The organism is Mucilaginibacter sp. P4_C11 (assembly GCF_056402115.1).
In genome coordinates, this window is record NZ_JBFUIA010000014.1 from 142,411 (window position 1) to 164,417 (window position 22,007).

Annotated in this window: 20 protein-coding genes; 9 read left to right on the forward strand and 11 right to left on the reverse strand. The window is 44.3% G+C overall.

Annotated elements, in window-relative coordinates; genetic code table 11:
• Nucleotides 1–25: 25 nt before the first annotated feature.
• The 7 genes from AC1DU2_RS14825 to AC1DU2_RS14855 all read right to left on the reverse strand — a co-directional run bounded on the left by AC1DU2_RS14825 (nt 26) and on the right by AC1DU2_RS14855 (nt 8,258).
• Nucleotides 26–1,225, reverse strand: coding sequence for an ABC transporter permease (locus tag AC1DU2_RS14825; RefSeq protein WP_477385114.1), 1,200 nt, complete (start codon nt 1,223–1,225; stop codon nt 26–28).
• A 90-nt stretch (nt 1,226–1,315) separates the two neighbouring features.
• On the reverse strand, nt 1,316–2,446 hold the full coding sequence (locus tag AC1DU2_RS14830) for a glycosyltransferase family 2 protein (protein ID WP_477385115.1): 1,131 nt from the start codon (nt 2,444–2,446) through the stop codon (nt 1,316–1,318).
• Nucleotides 2,430–3,404, reverse strand: a complete 975-nt coding sequence (locus tag AC1DU2_RS14835; RefSeq protein WP_477354897.1) for a hypothetical protein — start codon at nt 3,402–3,404, stop codon at nt 2,430–2,432. The genes AC1DU2_RS14830 and AC1DU2_RS14835 overlap by 17 nt, the downstream gene beginning before the upstream one ends.
• An 82-nt stretch (nt 3,405–3,486) precedes the next feature.
• Nucleotides 3,487–4,335 (reverse strand): dienelactone hydrolase family protein, encoded by an 849-nt coding sequence (locus AC1DU2_RS14840; protein ID WP_477385116.1) that lies wholly within the window; start codon nt 4,333–4,335, stop codon nt 3,487–3,489.
• Between the two features lie 125 nt (nt 4,336–4,460).
• The gene (locus AC1DU2_RS14845; RefSeq protein WP_477385117.1) at nt 4,461–6,611 is read right to left on the reverse strand and encodes a xanthine dehydrogenase family protein molybdopterin-binding subunit; all 2,151 of its coding nucleotides are present in this window, start codon (nt 6,609–6,611) and stop codon (nt 4,461–4,463) included.
• A 7-nt stretch (nt 6,612–6,618) separates the two neighbouring features.
• Nucleotides 6,619–7,617, reverse strand: a complete 999-nt coding sequence (locus AC1DU2_RS14850; RefSeq protein WP_477385118.1) for an FAD binding domain-containing protein — start codon at nt 7,615–7,617, stop codon at nt 6,619–6,621.
• On the reverse strand, nt 7,614–8,258 hold the full coding sequence (locus tag AC1DU2_RS14855; RefSeq protein WP_477385119.1) for a (2Fe-2S)-binding protein: 645 nt from the start codon (nt 8,256–8,258) through the stop codon (nt 7,614–7,616). Before AC1DU2_RS14855 ends, AC1DU2_RS14850 begins: the two co-directional genes overlap by 4 nt.
• A gap of 163 nt (nt 8,259–8,421) precedes the next feature.
• Here AC1DU2_RS14855 and AC1DU2_RS14860 point away from each other — a divergent pair, with 163 nt between their 5' ends.
• Complete coding sequence (locus AC1DU2_RS14860; protein WP_477385120.1) at nt 8,422–9,642, forward strand: GAF domain-containing sensor histidine kinase; 1,221 nt, start codon at nt 8,422–8,424, stop codon at nt 9,640–9,642.
• A 141-nt stretch (nt 9,643–9,783) separates the two neighbouring features.
• On the opposite strand, the gene AC1DU2_RS14865 is transcribed toward AC1DU2_RS14860, so the two are convergent.
• Nucleotides 9,784–10,170 carry an RNA recognition motif domain-containing protein gene (locus AC1DU2_RS14865; protein ID WP_477385121.1) on the reverse strand — a complete coding sequence of 129 codons (387 nt, stop codon included), beginning with the start codon at nt 10,168–10,170 and terminating at the stop codon, nt 9,784–9,786.
• A 311-nt stretch (nt 10,171–10,481) separates the two neighbouring features.
• Between AC1DU2_RS14865 and AC1DU2_RS14870 the strand changes: the two genes are divergently transcribed.
• A complete protein-coding gene (locus AC1DU2_RS14870; RefSeq protein ID WP_477385122.1) occupies nt 10,482–12,407 on the forward strand; it encodes a tetratricopeptide repeat-containing sensor histidine kinase in 1,926 nt (641 codons plus the stop codon).
• Between the two features lie 45 nt (nt 12,408–12,452).
• Here the strand turns inward: AC1DU2_RS14870 and AC1DU2_RS14875 are convergent, their stop codons facing one another.
• The 3 genes from AC1DU2_RS14875 to pdxR form a co-directional block, all read right to left on the reverse strand.
• Nucleotides 12,453–12,905 carry a 3-oxoacyl-ACP synthase gene (locus AC1DU2_RS14875; protein WP_477385123.1) on the reverse strand — a complete coding sequence of 151 codons (453 nt, stop codon included), beginning with the start codon at nt 12,903–12,905 and terminating at the stop codon, nt 12,453–12,455.
• 301 nt (nt 12,906–13,206) lie between these two features.
• Nucleotides 13,207–13,797: a porin family protein gene (locus tag AC1DU2_RS14880; protein ID WP_477385124.1), complete on the reverse strand. Its 591-nt coding sequence runs from the start codon at nt 13,795–13,797 to the stop codon at nt 13,207–13,209.
• Nucleotides 13,798–14,000: 203 nt separating this feature from the next.
• The gene (gene pdxR, locus AC1DU2_RS14885) at nt 14,001–15,452 is read right to left on the reverse strand and encodes a MocR-like pyridoxine biosynthesis transcription factor PdxR (protein WP_477385125.1); all 1,452 of its coding nucleotides are present in this window, start codon (nt 15,450–15,452) and stop codon (nt 14,001–14,003) included.
• 80 nt (nt 15,453–15,532) lie between these two features.
• Here pdxR and AC1DU2_RS14890 point away from each other — a divergent pair, with 80 nt between their 5' ends.
• The 7 genes from AC1DU2_RS14890 to AC1DU2_RS14920 all read left to right on the forward strand — a co-directional run bounded on the left by AC1DU2_RS14890 (nt 15,533) and on the right by AC1DU2_RS14920 (nt 21,837).
• Complete coding sequence (locus tag AC1DU2_RS14890; RefSeq protein WP_477385126.1) at nt 15,533–16,168, forward strand: pyridoxamine 5'-phosphate oxidase family protein; 636 nt, start codon at nt 15,533–15,535, stop codon at nt 16,166–16,168.
• A gap of 78 nt (nt 16,169–16,246) precedes the next feature.
• Nucleotides 16,247–16,462, forward strand: coding sequence for a hypothetical protein (locus AC1DU2_RS14895; RefSeq protein WP_090638442.1), 216 nt, complete (start codon nt 16,247–16,249; stop codon nt 16,460–16,462).
• 67 nt (nt 16,463–16,529) lie between these two features.
• A complete protein-coding gene (locus AC1DU2_RS14900) occupies nt 16,530–18,275 on the forward strand; it encodes a S41 family peptidase (RefSeq protein WP_477385127.1) in 1,746 nt (581 codons plus the stop codon).
• A 127-nt stretch (nt 18,276–18,402) separates the two neighbouring features.
• Nucleotides 18,403–18,924 carry a hypothetical protein gene (locus AC1DU2_RS14905; protein ID WP_477354934.1) on the forward strand — a complete coding sequence of 174 codons (522 nt, stop codon included), beginning with the start codon at nt 18,403–18,405 and terminating at the stop codon, nt 18,922–18,924.
• Between the two features lie 200 nt (nt 18,925–19,124).
• The gene (locus AC1DU2_RS14910; protein WP_477385128.1) at nt 19,125–19,766 is read left to right on the forward strand and encodes a hypothetical protein; all 642 of its coding nucleotides are present in this window, start codon (nt 19,125–19,127) and stop codon (nt 19,764–19,766) included.
• A 122-nt stretch (nt 19,767–19,888) separates the two neighbouring features.
• Nucleotides 19,889–20,563 (forward strand): metal-dependent transcriptional regulator, encoded by a 675-nt coding sequence (locus tag AC1DU2_RS14915; protein ID WP_477385129.1) that lies wholly within the window; start codon nt 19,889–19,891, stop codon nt 20,561–20,563.
• A 332-nt stretch (nt 20,564–20,895) separates the two neighbouring features.
• On the forward strand, nt 20,896–21,837 hold the full coding sequence (locus AC1DU2_RS14920; RefSeq protein ID WP_477385130.1) for an FAD:protein FMN transferase: 942 nt from the start codon (nt 20,896–20,898) through the stop codon (nt 21,835–21,837).
• Nucleotides 21,838–22,007 lie beyond the last annotated feature (170 nt).

Consider the following 22,007-nt stretch of genomic DNA (forward strand, 5'->3'; position numbering starts at 1 on the left):
CATGACTAAAGTAAAAAAAATATTTTCAAATGCGTGTACTTTGTGATTTTATATCGAAAGCATCGCGCAAACCAACTGTAACCAGGTTAAACGCGTACACCAGCAGCATAATGGCAAGGCCAGGAATAATGGCCAGGAAAGCCGAATCCATTACGATGTACCCGTAATGCTCTTTAATCATACCACCCCATGTTGGCATTGGTGGCTGTGCACCAAAACCCAGGAAACTAAGCCCGGCCTCGAGCAAAATTGCCGATGCGAAATTTGAGGATGCCAGCACCAGAATCGGGCCGGTTATATTTGGCAAAATGTGCCTGGTAATGATACGCCTGTTATTGAAACCGAGGGCGCGGGCGGCTTCTACATATTCTACCTGTTTCAGGCTCATTACCTGGCCGCGTACCAGGCGGGCTACCTCAACCCACATGGATAAGCCTACTGCAATAAATATTTGCCAAAGCCCCTTCCCTAAAGCAAATGATATAGCAATAACCAGCAACAACGCCGGTAACGACCATAATATATTCATCACCCAGCTTAAAGCCCCATCAATCCACCCGCCAAAATACCCGGCTATGGAACCAATGGTTACCCCTAAAAACATGCTGATTATTACCGACATCAGCCCAACTGCCAATGAAATACGCGTACCCAGCAACAGGCGGCTCAGCAAATCGCGCCCGTAAACATCGGTACCCAGCCAAAAAGTTTTGGTGGTTATTTGCTCGCCTTTAATTTTATCACTGAAATTTTTATATATCTCCGCGGTTTTTTCGCAGGAGAAGGTTGGGCTTAACAATACTTTGTTAAAATGGTAGCGCGGTTTAATCCCGGTTACCACTTCAAAAATATTATAGGCCTTGGGGTCGGGTTTATCTTCATTGCCAATATATTCGTTTACGTGGATAGAATCCTGTTTAAAATAATACCCTGTAATAGGTAGTTCCCTGTAAAATGAGGGCTGTCCAAAAAACATCCGCCTAAAAAAACCCACAGTGTCCACCTGCTCGCCTTTGCGTATAAGCAACATCATGAATTTTGTGCCGGGCTTTTTAATACTTAGCTGTATTGTCATGTTATTGGCTTGCGGGGTGTTGTCGGGCATTATCAAATACCCCAAAATAGCCACCAATAAGGTTATCGCAATGAAAACGAGGCCGGCCATGGCAATTTTATTACGCTTAAATGCGTTCCAGGTGCGTTTTGAGGGGGTAAGCTGGGCCAATAGTTAATAGTTCCGTTTGGCTAAATATCGCTTAAATAGGCACAATAAGCAATTGCGTTGCTACAAATTACATTGATATTAAAAACAGGGCTATTTTACCATGCGGCCTTTCCACTGGTATTGTTTATTACCGCCTATTACGCCTATTACGGCAATATAAACAATATGCAATGGTGTTAATAATAAAATTAAACTAACCAGGTAGCTCCGCTTAAAAAACGAAGTAATGGGGATGATATAAAAAAGCTCGACAAAAATTTTTAAGAGTATCTGCGCTAAAAAAAGCTTAAAAAAATATACGTCGAATAACCCAAGCAATAAGTTGAGCAACAATAACACATTGAACCCCCAAAAGGCGAAACCCAATGCCACTACCTTTTTATTCTTATATTTTGTTGACTTGGATGCCCAGCGCCGCCTTTGCTGCATAAACTCTTTAAAATTGGGCTTGGCGTGGGTATAAACCACCGCTTCGGACTGCTTGAGAAAAGCTATTTTGCCGGGAAAATGTTCAGCAATTTTTTGCAGCAGCAACTCATCATCGCCCGATGCCAGTTCGTCAATACCTGCAAAGCCGCCAACTTCATTAAATACATCCTTGCGGTAGGCCAGGTTGGCCCCATTGCAGTTTGATGCCCGGCCATTACCTATAAATGCCGCGCCTATCCCTATTAAATAAGCAAACTCCAGGGTTTGCAACAATTCAAAAAGCGATTTTTCTTCAAAAAATGTAACAGGCGATGATATCATTACCGGGTTAAAAGCTTCGTAATGCCCAACAATGGTTGATAGCCACTGGCTGCCCATGCGGCAGTCGGCATCGGTAGCTACCATTAACTCGCCCGATGACAGCTTTATCGCTTCGGCAATAGCCTTCTTTTTATAGGAGTTTAAAGGTTGGTTTTCGTTAAGCTTAAGTAACGTAATACCCTGGCGGCCAAAGCTTGCTATAATTTCAGCGGTATTATCTGTCGAATGATCATCTACAATGATAACTTCCAGCAGGTGTTTGGGGTAATCCTGTGCCAGGATGTCGCCGATAGTTAAATGGATACTTTGGGCCTCGTTACGGGCGGCAATAAGTACGGTAACCCTGGTATTAAAGCTTGTAGGCGAAAGTTGCGTGGTTTTAACGTTAAACCATCCTTTTACCAGATACAGGATTAACGCCACGTACAGGAAGGTAAGCAGTAACGAAATGATACTAAGCGTTGCGATCAAAGAATTTGAGTTTAAAAACAAATAAAGAACCTAAAATAGCAGGAATAAACAAATTTATTAGCCATATGAGCGAAACACAGGATATAACGGCCAATTTTTGATCTGTAACGTATATAAACAGGTGTGCCGCTGTAAAACCGCGCACCCCGATATCAAATAAATCGAGCGAGGGCAATGTTGACGTGACAAAGAAAAACACCATAAGTACCAGCAGCATAGGAATAATGGAGACTTGTGGCACCAGCAACTGGAATACCAGGTAATATTGAAATGTAAAAGTGGCGTACCTTGCCAGGCTAAAGGCCATGGTTTTAAGAAGTTCATTGGTTTTATACCTGCTCAACACATCAAAAAACCGATGATATTTACGGATAAAGGCAATCTTATCAAATAAATACACCATCCATTTAATATGGAAATAAACGATAAGCTGCAGTAAAACCAATACGCCCAAAATGGCAACAACAGTTATATACGCCCATTTTTTATCATTAATAAAACTTAGCACAAACCAAACTGACGAAATGATACCCAGTATATTGGTGATTAAAGCCTGGCTAAATGCCCCTACTCCCATAGCAAAAACACCAGGAATCCTTTTTCGGTTTGGTAAAAACATAACACGGCCACCATATTCACCAATCCGGTTAGGAGTGGTTACAGCCCAGGTAAGGCCGCAAAAAACAGCTTCTACAGCCTCCCATAAAGATATAGCTATCAGGGCTTTGGTAACGTAACGCCATTTGAGCGCCTCCAAAAACCAGTTTAAGAACATAAGTAACACCACAATGCCAAGTGTAAAAACCACTCTTGAAACACTTAAATTGGATGCTAATAGTTCAAACTCCTGTAGCTCGGTGCTTTTTTTTGAAAATTGCCTGTAAATAAACAATCCGGCTACTATTACTATACTGGCTTTGAGTAGATAAGAAATTGTTTTTTTAGTAGAAGTGGTCAAGAAGCTAAAAGTTTATACAATGTTACGAAAAATGGAGCAAGGATTAACTTGCTTCCCAATAACGCAACTTTAGCATTTTTGTTTATTTTAACCTTGCTTTAAAAAACGCTATGGTATTGGCATAAGCATCTTTGGTGGCGTCGCTGTTATAGGCCGGGCTGCTGGGATTGGCAAAACCATGGTCGGCATCGTATTGGTGCAGGTATAGTTTTTTGCCGGCAGCTTTCATATCATCATTAAACTTACCCACTACTTTAGGGTTTATCCATTGGTCTTTATTGGCAAAATTGGCCAGCACATCGGCGTTCAGCGTTTTTAATTTGGCCACATCCTGTTCGGGCATGCCGTAATACATTACGGTGCCTGCCAGTTTTTTGCCGGCAAGCAGGCCGGTTTGTAAACTCCAGCCGCCACCAAAGCACCAGCCAATGGTAGCAATATGCGCCCCGGCTCCTGCATAAGTAATAGCGCCATTGATGATGGCTTTGGCCCTGTCTTCAACAACTGCCTGCATTAATTTTCCGGCATCTTTAGGGTCGGTAGCTATTTTGCCATCGTAAAGGTCAAGGTCAATGATATTTACATTGCCCAAATCATTGTAAATTTTTTCCGATTCCCGTTTAACATAATCGTTCAGGCCCCACCATTCGTGGATCACCAGGATATAGTTATTGGTAGGCTTTTTTGCTTTCAGCAAATAGGCTGTAGATGTTTTTCCGTCGGGTGTTTGGTAGGTAATATTTGCGCCTATACTGCTCTGAAAATGGATTGGCAAGGGCTTTAAATGCGCCATCCGGAACTCAGGGTTGGATGCCAGCATGGCAAAACGCTGGGTTGATGATGGATTGGCGCAGCAAACCACCTTTTTGTTTTGAGCAAAGGTAAATGAGCTAAAAGCGATTAGCAGCGTAAGTATGATCAGTTTTTTCATGTCGGCTTTTTTTATTGCGATTATAACAATAACGTAGATGAAATGATTGGCGTTGTCGGCAAAAAGAAGTATTTTGAAAGTAAATTCTCAATTTTCCGGGCGCTTTGCAATGCATTTCCTCCTCCCTATCCCATCACCTTATCCGGCGTTATGGGCAACTCCCGTACCCGCTTTCCGCTGGCGTTGTATACTGCATTGGCTACAGCGGCGGCCATGCCTATCAGGGCTATCTCGGCCATGCCTTTAGCACCCATCGGATTGATGATGGGGTCGGGTTTGTTTACAAACAGGGCATCTATTTGCGGGATATCGGCATTTACCGGCACGTGGTAGTCGGCAAAATTATTGTTGATGTAACGGCCATACCGGTGATCAATCACCGACTCCTCCATCAAAGCCATGCCAAGCCCTCCTATCGCGCCGCCTATAACCTGGCTGCGTGCTGTTTTAGGGCTGATAATTCGGCCGCAATCTGCTACGCAGGCAACCTTGTCAATTTTAACAACACCGGTTGCGGCATTTACCAAAACCTTTACAAAATGCACCGACCAGGAGTTCATGGCATAGGTTTGCATCCCGTTACCTCCATCAGTTTCGGTAGTTACATCCAGCGATGCCAGGTTGTGGTCCTTTAATATTTTCGCATAATCAGGGTTGTCGGTGCCACCATTGCCAACCAGCTTTTGAAATTTCTCTTTTAAATCGGCACAGGCTTTATATACTGCCGAGCCAACACTAGCTGTAGTTGCCGAGCCTCCCTGCGTGGGCGCGTTGGGTAATGACGAATCGCCCAGCTCAAATTCTATCTTTTCGGCAGGGATGTTCATTTGTTCGGCGGCTATTAATACCATAGCTGTGCCCGTACCGGGGCCAATATCGCTCACCGCGCTTTGTAGCAACAGCGTACCATCGGCTTTCATCACGGCTTTGATGGTTGCCTTGTCGCGGTAGGCGCCAAACATGCCACCGCCCATTCCGTAGCCAACATACCAGCCATTTTCTTTTACCGAGCCGGGCTCTGCCTTCCGGTTTTTCCAGCCTATATGATCTGCGCCTAACGCGTACGCTTCTTTCAAAAACTTGCTCGAAAACGGTTTTCCGCTATCCGGGTCTTTTTCGGCGTAATTACGGATCCGCAATTCAACGGGATCTATCTTGAGCTGGTAAGATAGCTCGTCCAGTGCCGATTCCAGCGCGAAAGAGCCGGTAGCTTCGCCTGGGCCGCGCATCCAGGTAGGTGTCGCAATATCAAGCGGAACAATGTTGTATTTGGTATTTACATTGGGGCAGGCGTATAAATTCTGGCTTACGCCGGTAGGCCCTTCGGTAAAATCTTCGTAGGTTGATGTTTGGCCGGCCGCCTCATGGGTAATACCGGTAAGCTTCCCATCGGCAGTAGCGCCTATGCCAATTTTTTGCCAGGTAAAAGGGCGGTACCCAACCGATGTAAACATATCGGCGCGGCTTAAAACTACCTTCACAGGCCTTTTCGCCACCTTAGCACCAAGTATGGCGGCCACTTCATGCGGCCAGGTGCGCAAAGCGCTGCCAAATGCGCCGCCTACAAATTGCGAGTGCACCTGCACGTTTTGTACAGGCAGTTTAAACAAGCGCGCCAAATCCTGCTGGGTGTCCTTAACGCCCTGAGTTTTATCCCAAACGCTTAATTTATCCTCGGCATCCCAACGGGCAATAATGGCATGAAGCTCCATAGGGTTATGGGTTACCGTAGGCACAATATATTCCTGCTCCAGTTTAAACGGGGCAGTTTTCCAGGCATCTTCGGTCCCCCGCTTGTAGCCGCCTTCGCCGCGTGGTGCAAAGCCTTTATCCTGGTTATCGGGCAGGCTGGTTGTATGCTTTTCGGCCCTATACTGCGCTTTTACCAATGATGCTGCAAACTGCGCACGCTCAAAAGTATCGGCTATTACAATGGCAACAGGCTGGCCGTTGTAATATATTTTATCATCATAAAAAACCTTTAAAGCGCCCTTGTCGCCCGCTTTCTTGTCCTTTTCGGGCTGGTCGCCGGGCACTTTTGGGGCATTTAAATGGGTAATTATAGCCAATACTCCTGGCGCTTTTAAAGCGGCCTTGGTATCAATGGCAGTAATGCTGCCTTTGGTAATGGTACTGCCTACCAGTACCCCATAGGTTAAACCGGCCGGCGTATATTCGGCCGAGTATTTTGCTGCCCCGGTTACTTTTAACCTTCCGTCTACCCGGCCCATGCCTTCTGCCGATGAGGGCATCGTTTTGTCTATCGCTGTTTTCATGGTGATGTTAAACTAAGCCTGCTGCATGTTTTAAAGCCTCGGTAATGGTGGCCGGTGCCAGTTTTAATTTGAATGAATTATTGCCATAGCCTTTTGCCCCCTGCATAGCCAGCTGTGCCGCGTGGGCAAAACTTTCTTCGGTTGCAGGTTTGCCAACAAGTGATTTTTCGGCGTCAAAAAGTCGCCAGGGTTTATGGGCAACACCGCCCATGGCCAGCCGGGCATTTTTTATCAGCCCGTTATCTATTTCAAGCGCCGCCGCTACAGAAACCAGCGCGAAAGCATATGATTGCCTGTCGCGGATTTTTAAATAGTAGCTGTTTTTGGCGAAGTTATTATCCGGAATCTCGATACCAAGAATCAACTCATCTTTGGCCAGGGTGTTATCCAGCTCGGGATGTTCTCCCGGCAGGCGATGAAATGCTGTAAAAGGAATGTGTCGCTCACCTTTTTTGCCTGCTATGATCACAGTAGCATCCAACGCAGCAAGGGCAACGCACATGTCGCTGGGGTGCACGGCAATACATTGTGGGCTTGCGCCAAAAATAGCATGCATACGGTTAACGCCTTCCATGGCCCCACAGCCTGTGCCCGGCACCCGCTTATTGCAAGGCATCGTGGTATCGTAAAAATACCCGCAACGGGTGCGCTGCATCATGTTACCACCAACGGTTGCCATATTGCGCAATTGCGGCGACGCCCCCGCTTTAAGGGCCATCGCCAAAAGCGGTTGCCGCTGTACTACCATATCGTTTTCTGATACCACGCTGTTGAGCGCCAGTGTACCTATAGACAGGCCTGATTTGGTTGCGGTTATGGCCTTTAATGATACATGATTAACTATCTCCAGGTGATTTATATCAACCAGCTTATCGGGCGCAGTAACGCCTCGCTTCATCAAATCAATCAGGTTGGTGCCCCCCGCAATAATTTTTGAGCCGGGTTTGCCAATTACATCCAATGTTGCCTGTAATGTAGTTGGCTTTACGTATTGAAACTGTTTCATACGGCCATCCCTCCATCTTTTACTTCCTGTATGGCATTAACTATATTAGGATAAGCGCCGCAGCGGCAAATATTACCACTCATATATTCGCGAATCTCGTGTTCGGAGTTGGCATGCCCCTCGCGGATGCAGGCCACCGCCGACATGATTTGCCCCGGTGTGCAATACCCGCACTGGAAACCATCGTGCTTTATAAAAGCCTCCTGCATAGGGTGCAGCTTATCGCCATTGGCAAGGCCCTCAATGGTGGTAATTTGTTTACCATTCATCATAATGCCCAATGTAAGGCATGAATTTATACGGTGCCCGTCAACATGAACGGTACATGCGCCGCACTGGCCGTGGTCGCAACCCTTTTTAGTGCCGGTTAAGTCCAGTTGCTCCCGTAAAATATCCAACAGGGTTGATCGTGGCTCAACCGATAGGTTTTGCTGCCTGCCGTTTACCTGCATTTTTAAAGGCATTTTTTCAAAAACGGCGGCAATCTGCTCATCTACATGGCTGGCAGCAGCTTTAATGGCGGTGCCCGGTGTAAGGGCTACGGCGGTTAGCAGGGTTGATTGTTTCAGGAAATTCCTGCGCGAACTATCCTTCACATCCAGGCCTTCATCAGGCCCCGAACAAGGTTTTTTGCTTTCCATAAATAATCGGCTTTTAGGAGTGTTAAATTACGCTTTTTTAATAAAATGCAGCAACTGCAATTAATGTTTTACAACCCAGGCATCTTTCATGTTAGCAGTTATTGACATTGTGTTAAAACAATTGGCGGTAAACTCCCGTACAAGGGCGTAACTAATTGATTGTATGTTTACTCCCCCAATCCCCGAAAATGAAATGGACAGGGTAATGACCCTGTCGGAATTTGATTTGGACTATGGCGCGCATGCCGATAGTTTTAAAGATCTTACTAAACTTGCCGCCAAAGTTGCCGGCACTGAAATGTCGTTGGTTAACCTCATTGACTCCTATACCCAATGGACCATATCCACCCACAACCTGGACCTGGAGCAAATGCCGCGCGAGGAATCTGTATGTCAGTACTTGTTAATGAGTGATGACAATATGGAAGTTGCCGACTTGAGTGCCGACGAGCGGTTTAAAGACCGGCCCTATGTTACCGGCGGGCCGCATCTGCGCTATTATTATGGTATCCCACTAAATGTAGATAACCACAACATAGGCGCTTTATGCGTGGTTGACGCGCATTCGTCAAAAAACCTTAACCCCGAAAAGGTAGAGCTGTTAAAGATCATTGCCGGCGAAATTGTGAATAGGCTCAAATACATCAAAGTAATTGAGGATCTGCGGAGCAATTTATCTGAAGCTAAGCAAACCCAGAAGAAAGTAGCGCACGATATTCGCGGACCTTTAAGCGGTATTATAGGGCTTGCACAACTCATTCGTGAACAAGGCGATGAAAACCAGATGGACGAGATACTGGAGTTTATGAACCTGATACACAAAAGTGGCCGGTCGATACTGGAACTTGCCGACGAGATTTTGAGCACTGATAAAAAAGATAAGAAAGTGCCCGAATTGAAGGGAGGCGAATTTAACCAGGTGGTATTTAAAGATAAGCTGCAAAAGCTTTATGTGCCGCAGGCCATGAACAAGCATATTACGTTTACAGTAAATACGTCATCGGCATCAGAAACCATTCCTTTTTCAAAAAATAAATTACTGCAGATAACGGGCAACCTGATATCTAACGCCATCAAATTCACCCCGAATAATGGCTTTGTTACTGTCGACCTGGATTTGATTGAAGATAAAAACGAAAATGTATTGCAGGTAAAAGTAACCGACTCGGGCGTTGGGCTGGATGCAGGCGGCATAGCCACCATATTGCAGGGGAATGCTATATCAACAAATGGTACCGGTGGCGAAAATGGGTATGGGTTTGGCCTGGCGCTTGTAAAGCACCTGGTTGAAAGCCTTAAGGGAACGTTTAATATATTTTCGATTCCGGGACAGGGTGCCACATTTGAGGTAAAGCTACCGCAGGCAACATCGCCGGAAAAATAACATAAGCATGGTTTTTTGATATAGTACTATCACAGCAGGTAAAAAAACCTGCTAAACCAATCCCACAAAGTACAGTAAGTAGATGTATTATTAACAGCAAAGTGCCGGGTACCAATACCCGGCACTTTGTTTATTTATAATTTACCAACGGCTGCCGCCACCGCCGCCGCCACGGCTATCTTTTGAATAACCACCGCCGCCACCGCCACGGTTACCGCCGCCGCCATAGCCGCCACCGCCGCCACGGTTGCCACCATAACCACCGCCGCCACGATTGTCGCGTGGTTTTTTGTCTTCAGCCTGGCTAACAGCAATTGATCTGCCTCTAACATCTGATCCGTTTAAACCCGTGATAGCTAATTGTGCAGCTTCATCATCTGGCATTTCAACAAATCCGAAACCCTTGCTTCTGCCAGATTCACGGTCAATAATAATTTTTACAGTGCTTACTTCACCGTACGCTTCAAAAAGCTCTTTTAAATCGGCTTCCTCTAATTGAAAAGGAAGGCTTCCTACAAATATGTTCATCAATCTTTAATTTATAAAAGGCAAGGTTGTTTGTTTGCCCAGTTTTGTTAACATCAAATATAGTAATAGATATTTGATGATTACTGCATGATTTTATGAATGAATGGTTTTATTTTTAAAAAAAGTTAATTTTTATTGATTTTGGGTTAAAAACACCCGTTTTTAACTATTAAAATATAATTTAATGCGGCTGGTGAATAAACACAGCCTTATTTATAGCGCATAAATTATAAAAGCAATATCGTTTATTATAAAAAAATGCCCGCACCAGTAAAATTTTATAAATTCACTTTAAATACCTTGTCAATAGCTTGAAAATTTCACCTATCCAGATTTTCCGCCTTTTAATTGCTGTGTGTACCCTTCTATTTGAGGGAGTTACGGGTTTTGCGCAAACCCAGGCGCCGTTATTGGCCCAGTGGCAAAAGGCGGTACACCAGCCTGGCTATAAAGCAGACACCGCCAGCGTTAATTTGCTTAATAGTTTATCGCTCGGGTACAGGTATAACCAGGCCGATAGTTCGTTGTATTTTGCCAAACAGGCGCTACAGCTTGCCCAATTACAAAAAAACCAGCCCGGTGAGATTACTTCCCTAAATAATATTGGCATGGCTTATTATGTGCTTGGCGAATATTTTCAATCGTTAGATGCGGCATCTAAGTTAATGCAGCTTAGCAATGCCATTGATTACCAGCCGGGGGTAGCCAATGCCTACCAGGTAATGGGGCTGATTTTTTTAGGGCAAAACAAGTTTGAGGATGCCATTAACCAGTTTGTAAAAGCGCTGGACGGTTTTAAAAAGGTTAATGACCAGGCCAAAATAAGCCGCATGTATTTTGATATTGGCCTGTGTTATGACGAACTGGGGCTATCTAAAAAAGCTTTTACCTATCTTGATAAGGCATTAAATACCGGCAAGCTGATTAAGGATGAGCACATTATATCCATGACCTATAACCGCATGGGCGAAACTTTTTTTCATTTAAAAAATTACCCGCAGGCTATAGTGTACTATCAAAAAGTATTGAATGCCCATTACCAGGATAACTGGGAGCGGGATTTTGCGTTTTCGGGCCTCGCCCAAACTTATTATGGCATGGACCAATATCAATTAGCCATTACCAATGCTAATAAAGGGCTAAGCCTGGCAAGCGAAACTAACAGCCGTTATGATATTGTGAGAGCCCTGAAAATCCTGTCTGAAAGTTATGCCGCGCTGGAAGATTATGGTAACGCTTACCGCAACGAAGCGCTTTATAAAATTAATAACGATAGCTTATTGAATGATACCAAGGAAAAAGAGATTAATTACCTGCATTTAAAACAGCAACAGGTTGATAACATCCGGTTAGAAAAAGAGAACGAACTAAACAAACAAAAGCTCAACTCCACCCGGTTAATAATTATTATAATAAGCCTGGCAGCCGTTTTTGTTATTATTATACTATTAATCATTAGCCGAAGCAACATGCACAAAACGGCTTTAAACAAAGCCTTAAAGCAGCAAAGCCAGGAAATTTCGCGGCAAAAAGAAGCCCTTGACGATTTAAACCATACCAAGGATATGCTGTTTTCGGTAATAAGCCATGACCTGCGCAGCCCATTCGCCTCCATTATGCAAACTATCGATCTTGTACGCTCGGGCGATATTGATGAGGCGGAACAAAAGTTGCTAATTGAGGATTTTTATCAGCACGTAACCATTGTAAATAATATGGTAAACAATATGCTGGTTTGGGCTGGTAGCCAGCAAAAAGGCGTTAACGTTGAAAAAGCAAGCATAAACCTCACAGGCGTAGTTGATGAAATTCTTTCGGTATCGGCTTTCCTGGCCAAAAACAAGGAGATTAACATAGAACACATACACAATGGCGACCAAATGGTGAGCGCCGACCCTAATCACGTAAAAATAATTATCCAGAACCTGGTTGGCAATGCTATTAAATTTACGCCCCAAGGTGGCATTATTGTTATCCATTATACCTGCGACGATAACCACCGAGCCATCCACGTAAAAGATTCGGGCATGGGCATTAGTGAAACAAAAATAGACAAGCTTTTTAAGGTGGTCGGTAAAGAAATTTCGGGCTATGGCACCAATAAAGAAACCGGCGCCGGTATAGGCCTGGCCCTTGTTAAACAGTTTGTTGATGTAAATAAAGGCCGCATTGAAATTAAAAGCGAAGTTGGCAAAGGCACCGAATTCATTGTATACCTGTTAAAGGCAGATGTTTAGCAATTAAAACACAGGTGCAAGCAGCATCAAATAACCACTATTGCACTAACTTACCGATTCAATTACATACGTTTTCCCGTTCAGCGTAAAGCTGTCGCCCGCTTTTGCCCCGCTCAGTTTCATACCCACCGGCGAACCCGGCGATATGGCGAAATAGCTTTTGCCATGAAGCGATAATGCCCCGGCGCTTATAGCCATATAAAAATTGCCATTATTGGTAATAATCACGCTGCCAGCTTCGGCAACGGCCGATGTACCGCTGGTGCCTATGCGGTTTAACGCAACCAGCAATTTATTGGCTTCGTTAAGCTGGGCCAGGTTGCGGTTGGTTTCCTGTTGCGCCATTTCGCGGCCGGTTTCGTATTTATCACCGGCACTGCTTTTAGTATCATCGTTTGATGATTTTTGCGCTTCGCTGATAGCCAGTTCGGCGGCATCCATGCTCCTGCGAACGTGGGCTATGCACAAATCATATAATTCCTTTTTCAGATTGTTCATTTATATTTTTAACAATACCGTTTTTTCTCAAATGCAAATAAAGGAATAAATGTTGGGGCATGGGGGTGTAAAAAAGGACGATGTTTTGTAGAGACGCATAATTGCGTCTCCCCCCAGAACATTCAGAAATTGCATGGGCGATTTGCCAGACAGATTTGCGAGGTGATTTGCATGCGGGAGACGCAATTATGCGTCTCTACGGAAAAAAAGGAACAACGTTAACGCAACAAAGCCCGATATGTTGATCCATTCAACACATCGGGCTTTATTTTAATAGCCGTGATACTTTACTGCACGCGGCTTAAAAAATCTTAAATCCAACGCTTAAAGCCCAAAGGTTTTGGCGCTGGCCGTAGTTAGAGTTTACCTTGGATAAACCACCCTCGTAGCGCAAATCGGCAGTTATTGCACCGATATCAACACCGGCACCAGCCTGGAAACCTAATGTACTTTTGTTGTAGTTACCAAAATCCTGGTAGGCGCCGCTTACGTTATCGCTAAAGTTTTGATTTTTATCAAGGGCGTAGCTGTAAACCGGGCCAGCCATAATCCTAAAATTTAAATCCTTTGCGCCAAATGATTTACCCAAAAGCAACGGCACATTTAATGTGGTAAACCTAACCTTACCTTCTGTGGTTACAGTTGTGCCGTTAGTTGTCTGAAAATCAAACTTCCCTCCTTTACTGGCTAAATAAAGTTCGGGCTGTAAATACAAACCGCTACCAATCCGGGCAAATAAACCAGCCTGGTAACCGGTTACAGAAGACTCGCCAACGGCAGAAGTATTAATCTTAGAAAAATTGACACCACCTTTAACACCTAAAGAAAACTGTGCCTGCGCGCTGATACTCACTGCTATCAGCAATACGGCACTTAATAGATACTTTTTCATAAATTTTAATTTTTAGCGGGGCGAAGCTATAAATATTCAAAAAATTATAGCTTAACCCCTTGTTTACATAGTTAGTTTACAATACGGCTGTATTGATAGCCTGTTTTACAGCCTGTCAATTGACGCGCCAAAGTTTTAAACGTTGCTTTGCCCCGTTTTTTATAATCCGACTAAAATAATTTAACAAAGCTTAACATTTGCGGTTATTTTTCAAGCAATTTAGCCAGTACAGCTACACATTGCTCCAGCTCGGCCGGTGTGGAGGAGGCAAAGCCCAGCCTGGTAAAATTTGGCGCCAACAGGCTATTCTCGCCCTGGAAATATAGTCCTTTTTTTAAGGCATTTTGGGCAAGCCTGTTCAAATCTATTCGCGAATCAAAATAAGTCCACACAGCCATGCCACCCTCCGGCATTTTAAATTGCACGTAATTTTTTAGGCTATCATTCAGTAATCCACAAAAAAAATCGCGCCGCTGCTGGTATACCCGTAATGATTTGCGCAGGTGGCGTTGTATCACTCCGTTTTGTAAAAGCTCGGCCATGGCATTCTCCAACATGCTATCGCCCTGGCGGTCAATGGTGCGCCGTAATTGGGCCAAATGTTCAATCACGTTTTCGGGGCCAACCAGATACCCCACCCTTATGGCCGGCGAAATACTTTTGGAAAAAGCGCCGCAATACAACACCATTCCAGCCTCGTCGGCGCTGGCCAATGGCATCAGCGGTTTGTTTTGGTAATGGAAATCATAATCATAGTCGTCCTCAAAAATAATGAAACCATGCTTTTGGGCCAGCTCAAGCAGGCGCACTCTTCTATCAGGCCGCAGTGCCACTGTTGTGGGGTAATGGTGGTGCGAAGTCACGTACACCATGCGCACGGTTTGCCTGCTGCAAAGTTCATCAAGCTTATCCACATCCAATCCGTATTCATCAACCGGCACTTTTAACAGGTTTGCCCCGGCCTGTAAAAAATTGGCTTCGGCACCCGCCCAGCCAGGTTGGGCGGTAACTACTGTGTCGCCGGGTTGCAGCAAGCCGGTACAGGTTAAATAAAGGCCCATAACCGTACCCCGCACTATCAGGATATTGGCCGGCGTAACCCGCAAGCCGCGGGTGATATTTAAATAGGCCGCCAACTCAGTGCGCAACCACTCCGATCCTTTCGGGTCGGCGTAACCCAAGCGGGTATAGGGGTTGCCTGTTAAAAGCTGTGTGCGGTAAGCCCTCGAAAGTTCGGTTACGGGTGCCATGCGGGTGTCTGGGAAACCATCATCAAGATGCAGATCAATGTTTAAATCAACAATTCTGCGTTGCAGGTGTGGCGCCTCCTTTATACTAAAGCCTGCTATCTTAGCTACGTCGGCGCTATTATTTAACAACTGCCGGGGCTTTGTTACCGGTAAATGGCCAGCCACAAAAGTTCCGCTGCCGGTATGGCTTTGCAGCCAGCCCTGGGCCAGCAATTCGTCATAGGCCCTTATCACTGTTTTACGGTGCAGGTTTAACAAGGTGGCCAGCTGCCGGGTGCTGGGCAGCCGGTGGCCCGGTTGTAATGTGCCCGCTTTTACCATCGCCATAAGCTGATTGACCAGTTGAATATAAACCGGCAGCTGCACCTGTTTATCAATTATTAAGCTTGATGAATATACCTGCATAAAATTGGACTACCTATTTTGTATTATCTGGAGCATTATCACCATCCAATAAACGCATAATTTTACCAAAAAACAAAATCATGGCAAATCCACCGGCACATCTTATCCCCAGCAGGGCAGCAAAAAGGGCAAATTACGAGCCCGAAACCATCAACAGTATCCTGGATGAGGCATTATATTGCACCATCAGCTATTCGGCAGATAACAAACCATACGCCATCCCTACTGCGTTTGTGCGGTATGGTAACCGTATTTATGTGCATGGTTCGGTAGGTAGCCATTTGATGCGCGAACTGGAAAAAGGCATCCCCGTTTGTATCACCATTACCCTGATGGACGAACTGGTGGTAGCCAAATCGGCATTTCATCACTCGGTAAATTACCGGTCGGTAGTGATATTTGCGCAGGCAGAAAAAATTGAAAGTGTGGACGATAAAACCGAAGCTTTTAAATGGCTTACCGAAAAAATTGTGCCCGGCAGCTGGGATTACCTTCGCCCAATAACCGACAGGGAAGTACTTAAAACCACAGCGCTTGCGTTTAAAATTGACGAGGCATCGTCCAAGTTACGCACCGGTATGCCGGTTGACGATGACGACGACCTGGAACTGCCTATATGGTCGGGCCTTATCCCCCTGCAAACCAAACGACTGGCGCCCATCCCCGATAAACTGAGCCAGGGATTGCCATTGCCGCCTCATCTTGCTGCTATTTAGTGCTAAAAAGGGTGTATAGCCTCATTTTTAATTCAGCCAACGTGTATTTTTTATATTTTTGCTTAAAATAATTTAACAATGGCCGAAATCAGTATCTCCAATAAAGATTGGGAACGTGTAAAAATTAAAGTTCAACGTAAATATAACAACCTTAGCGATGAGCAGCTAAAATATACCGAAGGACAGGAAGAGGCACTGATAACCAAACTTATGGAGCTTGTAAACCGTAACAGGGAATATGTGGTATTCACCCTAAAAAAAGCTTTGGTGAATATTGACAATAACAGGCTGTAAATAAGCGTTTAGTTGTAAAAAATCGATAGCTTTTCGTATTTTTATATGCTTTAAAGTTGTACCGGGTATGGTGATCTCAAAAAAATACAGAAAGATAGGTTTGTGTGCCGGCGTTGTAATGCTGGCCGTTGGCGTTGCCGCTTTTGACGATGACCTGTTCCAGATATCAAAAAACCTTGATGTTTTTGCATCGGTTTATAAAGAGGTAAACATTAACTATGTTGATAATGTTAACTCGGCCAAGCTGGTAAAAACCGGCGTGGATGCTATGCTAGATGGCCTGGATCCCTATACCGAATTTGTACCCGAATCGGAAATTGAAGACTATAAGCTGCACTATGTAAGTACCCAGTACGGCGGTATTGGCGCAAGCATTTTTACCCGCAACGGCAAAGTATTCGTATCTGATGTATTTGAGGGCTTCCCGGCCCAAAAGGGTGATGTACATCCCGGCGACCAGGTGCTTAAAATAAATGACATTGACCTTAACGGAAAAAATAACGACCAGGTAAGCCTATTACTCAAAGGATCAAAAGGTGCAGCCATTAAGCTATTCATTAAGCGCGATAACGTGGCCCAGCCCTTTGAAAAAAACCTGGTACGTGATGAAATTAAGCAACCAAACGTATCATACGCTGGTATGGTGCAGGGCAACATGGGTTATATTAAACTGGATAAGTTTTTAGAAAACTCGGCCGCCGAGGTAACCAACGCCCTGGTAACCCTAAAAAAGAATAACCCTAACGGCATCATCCTTGATCTGCGCTCAAACGGCGGCGGTATTTTGCAGGAGGCTGTAAAAATCGTAAATCTTTTTGTTCAAAAAGATGTGGAGGTAGTATCGCAAAAAGGAAAAATAAAAGAAAAGAATTTTACTTATAGCACCGTAAGCACGCCGCTTGAGCCAAGCCTGCCATTAGTGGTATTAGTTAACAGCCACTCGGCATCTGCATCAGAAATCGTTGCCGGCTCGTTACAGGATCTTGACCGTGCTATTATTATTGGCCAGCGCAGTTATGGCAAAGGCCTGGTACAGCAAACCTTTAACCTGCCTTATAACAGCCTGGTTAAAATTACCATTGCCAAATACTACATCCCGTCGGGTCGCTGTATCCAGGAGCTGGATTATACGCACCGCAAGGATGATGGCAGCGTAGTTAAAGTGGCCGATTCATTAATCCACGAGTTTAAAACTAAAAATGGCCGCTCGGTTTACGATGGCAGCGCTATTTACCCCGATATTTTTATTAAACAGGAAAAATTTGCCAACGTAACCCAGGCCCTGGTAGGCAAGCTGCTGATATTTGATTATGCTACTGTTTATCGTGATAAACACCCTAAAATAGCCGATACTAAATCGTTCGTTTTATCTGAGGGCGACTACAATGATTTTGTAAAATACCTGGCCGATAAAAATTATAACTACACCACGTCATCAGAAAAGGTGCTGAACAGTTTGAAAACCGAAGCCACCAAAGAAAAACAGTTTACCGACATACAGGCCGAATACGATGTGTTGAAAGCCAAGTTGATGACTACCAAAAAGAACGACCTGCAGCTACATAAGGACGAAATAAAACAAGTGCTTGAAAACGAGATAGCCTCCCGCTATTACTATGAAAAGGGCCGTTACGAAGTAAACTTTAAGTACGATAAGGAACTGGCCCAGGCCGTAAAAACCATGCAGGATAAAACCCAGCTGGCTTCCATTCTTAAAGGCGAAGGCAATTACAAAGTGATTGGCAAACCGATGCTGGCCATGGCCGGCAAAAAGGTTGCTGCCGAGAAAGATACCGACGACGACAACAACTAAACAACTCATTAACTGACGCTTAGCCCCATTGTAATTATTGTAACTGATTAGTTACCCTGCCACCTATGCTTTAAACTAAACTTTTTCTGCTGGTTATTGTCATACATCCAAACAAAACAATAGCACTATGAAAAAGATCATTTTAACAGCCGCGATATTTTTAGGCTGTTTAGCAATAAAACCCGCAAGCGCCCAGATTAGTTTAAGCATTAATATTGGCAGCCAGCCCGAATGGGGCCCAACCGGTTATGACCGTGCCGACTATTACTATATGCCCGACATTGATTCATACTACGATGTAAACGCGCACCAGTATGTATACTTTAACAACAACGTATGGATCCACTCAGCTGCGTTACCTGCAAGGTATAGCAACTACGATGTTTACAATGGCTATAAAGTAGTTGTTAACGAGCGTACCCCATGGGTACATAACACCGTTTACCGCACTAAATATGCAAACTACAAGGGCAAACGTAACCAGACCATCATTCGCGATAGCCGCGAGGTTAAGTACAAAGACCACTGGAATGGCAATGGCCGCGGTAACTCCCGCAAGGTAATTGTACACAAAGAGGTACGCAACGACCGTCATGATGATCGCCACGATGACCGTCATCAAGATAAAGGCCATGGCCACAAAGATTAATTTTTGATTGTTAATTTTTATACAAAACAGGTTTTGGGTAACACCAGGGCCTGTTTTTTTATGCGCCAGATGGTCGTGCGAAAGTGTTTCTTTTAATATTTAAACTTTTTTGATTAAATATTGTCATACATCCAAACAATGCTACCGTTTGGCAATCTATTGGTCGCCAAAAAAAGGGGCACTACTTAAACAGAAAACAAATGAAAAAGATGATCCTGTCGGCAGCAATATTATTAAGCTGCTTCGCTGTTAAAACAGCCAGTGCCCAGGTAAGCGTAAGCTTTGGGGTAAATATTGGCAGCCAACCTGCCTGGGGCCCGGTTGGATACGATTATGCCAACTATTATTACATGCCCGATATTGATACTTACTATGATGTTCCAACACACCAGTATGTATATTTTGATAACAATGTGTGGGTGCACCGCGCCTACTTACCGGTACGGTACCGCAACTATGATTTATACCACAGCTATAAAGTGGTTATCAATGATCGCAACCCATGGGTAAGAAACGATGTTTACAGAACAAGGTATGCCGGTTACAGAGGCCGTCATGACCAGGTTGTTATCCGCAACAGCCGCGATGTTAGGTATGCCAACTACTGGAGAGGCAATCACGACCGCAGGGTAGCATACACCCGTGGTAATGGCCACTTTGATAATGGCAACCACGGTGGCCGCGGGCCTCAATTTCATGGCAACGGCGGCGGTCATTTTGGTGGCGATCGTGGTAACCGTGGCGGTGGTGGCGGCGATCATGGCAACCATGGCGGTGGCGGCGGCGGTCGTGGTAACCACGGTGGAGGTGGCGAACATGGCGGTGGTCATGGCCATCATTAATAACCAAATAAAATAGCAAAACAGGCTTCCGGTAACACGGAGGCCTGTTTTGTTTAAAGCGGGTTCGCAATAATTAGGCATCCCTAACTATTACAAACCGGCTGGTTTTTATTTATGTTTGTATGTTTCCAGTGCAACAACGGATGTATACATTATCAGAAGAAAATTATCTAAAGGCCATTTACCGTATCGCGCAGCAAAAGGACGTTAAAATAACGCCAACTGCTATAGCCGAAGCGCTGGGTAACAACCCAGCCTCGGTAGTTGATATGATCAGGAAGCTTACCGAAAAGGAGTTGATAGCCTATGATAAAAAAGTGGGCGTAAAACTTACCCCACAAGGCTTAAAAGATGCGGTATTAATTGTGCGCAGGCACCGCCTTTGGGAAGTTTTCCTGTTAGAAAAACTGGGCTATCATTGGGACGAGATTCACGATATTGCCGAGGAACTGGAACACATCAGCGATGCAACGCTGGCCGATAGGCTTGACAAGTTCCTGGGCTTTCCCGAATACGACCCTCATGGCGATCCCATTCCAAAAGCCAACGGAAAGGTGCCTAAATCATTTTCGGTAACGTTAACCGATCTTAAGCCCGGTGGGGCATGTCGCGTGGCTGCCGTGCGCGATACCAGTAATTCGTTTCTGCAGTACCTCATCAAACTCAATATTGGCATTGGTACCCGCATCCAGCTCATCGAAAAAATACCTTTTGATAATTCCCTCGTGATCAGCATCAACGGTAAAGAAAACACTACCGTATCGCAAAAATTTGGCGAGAATATTTTGATTGATTGAGCACCGTTTTTTTTCACACCAAGGCGCTAACGAGCAAAAAAAACAAACAAGTTACTTTTCGTCGTAACATATTTGCGTCTTTGCGCAAATAAATTGCCCTCCGGTCTATTTGAAAAAATTGTCAATTTTTTGTCTTTATTTCTTACTCTTTGCTCCAATTTACAGCTAAATCGTCGATTTACGTTATTCGCAATCTTGTTTTCATCTTATTTTCATACAAGCAATCTACTTTAGTTGTTGTAGAGGTGAGAGGTAACATTTTTGTTATAAACAAAATCATCCTACAGCGGGATTAGAGTAGTTTGATTTTTTGACGATAAAAAATTTATTTTATGCTGGCAGTAAAAACTTTAAGTAACAATTTAACCACCTACAAACGTAATGTACACGCTATGGGTGATAAATTTGAGATTAGTGTGGTTGGGAATGATCCATTATTGGCCAATGAACAAATAGAAATTGCTATCGACGAGATCAACCGTGTTGAAAAACTGCTTTCGGCTTTTGGCGATCACAGCAATATTAAACAAATTAACCGCGAAGCCGGCGTTGCGCCCGTAAAGGCTAATGGCGAAATTTTCAGGTTAATTAGCCGTGCTTTACAGATATCTGAACTTACACACGGCGCTTTTGATATCACCTATTTTACCGGTAATACCGGCAACGATACAACTTCTGTTGAAAACGTGACTGTTAAAACGGCCCCTTACTCGGTAATGCAAACCAACTATCAAAATGTTGTACTTGATACCACCAGGCAAACTATCTTTTTAAAAGAAAAAGGTATGCGTATTGGCTTTGGTGCCAATAGTAAAGGCTATGCTGCCGATAGGGCAAAGTTTGTTTTACAAATGAATGGTGTTAGCAGCGGCGTTATCAATTCGGGCGGCGACCTATTAACCTGGGGTACACAACCCAACAACAAGCCGTGGACTGTAGGCACTGCCGACCCTGAACAAAGGAAACAACCTTTTGCCCATCTTAACATCAGCAATATGGCTTTTGCTACATCGGTAAATGCCGAAAAATATGCCAGCATCAGCAAGAAAAAATTTCAAAGTATTGCCAGTACCAGTAAAGGTTTCCCGGTAAGCGAAATTAAAAGTGTAAGCATACTTAGCCCCACTGCCGAACTGGCCGATGCCATGGCATCTCCTATGATAAGCATTGGTATTAACGCAGGTATGTACTTAATAAACCAGCTAAACCAAATTGCTTGTGTTATTGTTGACGACCAGAATCGTGTTTACACTTCAAAAGGCGTTAGCCTATAACCCGCTTTAACTGCATTAATTTTAAACCAATCATAATTATTCCGGCAAGTGTGTAATCACTTGTTTATGCAAGCATTGCCCCCTGCTTAAATAAACTGGTGATAATTGTTATCAACAGTACCCCCGGTTTGGGTATTACTGTTTATATTGACCGATATTTGAATATAATT